General features: G+C 37.0%; 1 protein-coding gene. It reads left to right on the forward strand.

Translation table 11 applies throughout. The annotated features are described in order from the left end of the window. On the forward strand, nucleotides 1-928 hold a 928-nt coding region (locus KW850_RS32545), incomplete at its 5' end, for a reverse transcriptase domain-containing protein (protein WP_218351716.1). Nucleotides 929-1034 lie beyond the last annotated feature (106 nt).

The raw sequence follows: 1034 nt of genomic DNA on the forward strand, positions 1-1034 counted from the left end.
TTGCCACGATGCTTTGAAAACACTGAACTTCTATATTGAGAAGAGGCCAGTAAATTATGTAGTAGATGTAGATATAAAAGGATTCTTTGACAACGTTGACCACACATGGATGATGGAGTTCTTAAAACTGCGAATCGCTGACCCTAACCTACTAAGAGTAATTGGTAGGTTTCTTAAAGGTGGATACATGGAGGAAGGTAAGAAATTTAAGACAGACAATGGCACACCGCAAGGTGGAGTAATATCTCCGATATTAGCCAATGTATATCTCCATTATGTACTCGACCTATGGTTTGAGAAAAGGGTTAGGAAACAGTGCGATGGACAAGCATACATAGTGAGATATGCGGATGATTTTGTTTGTTGTTTTCAATATAAAAGTGAAGCGGAGCAATTCTTCCATTCATTAAAGTTAAGATTAAAGAAATTTAATTTAGAAATAGCTGAGGATAAAACCAAAATCATTCCCTTCGGGAGGTTTGCGGAGAAAAATGCAAATCAACAGGGAAGAAGTAAACCAGCTACCTTTGATTTCCTAGGTTTTACACACTATTGTGGGAAAAGCAAACAAGGGAACTTTCGAGTGAAAAGGAAAACAAGCAGGAAGAAAATCCAAGGTAAACTAAAAGAAACGAAAGAATGGCTGAAGAATAATAGAAATAAAGATATTCATATGATTATGGATAGATTTAAACGCTCACTAATAGGTTATTACAACTATTACTGCATTACAGATAATACCCAAAGTGTGAACAACTTTAAAGACAAAATCCAATACTTACTGTTTAAATGGCTCAATAGAAGAAGTCAAAGAAAATCCTTTACCTGGGATAAGTACAGACTCTTTCTTGATAAATATCCACTACCTTCACCGAGGGTCAAGGTCAATATATATGACTTAAGAAAAGAGATTAGCTACATCTTGTGAATGATAACTAGGAGGAGCCGTGTGCGTGAATAGCGCAAGCACGGTTCTGCGAGGGGGGAGAAACACAATCTACCGCGAGGTAGAGAGGTTCTCTTCTACTCAACTA

Source organism: Bacillus sp. sid0103 (assembly GCF_019219025.1).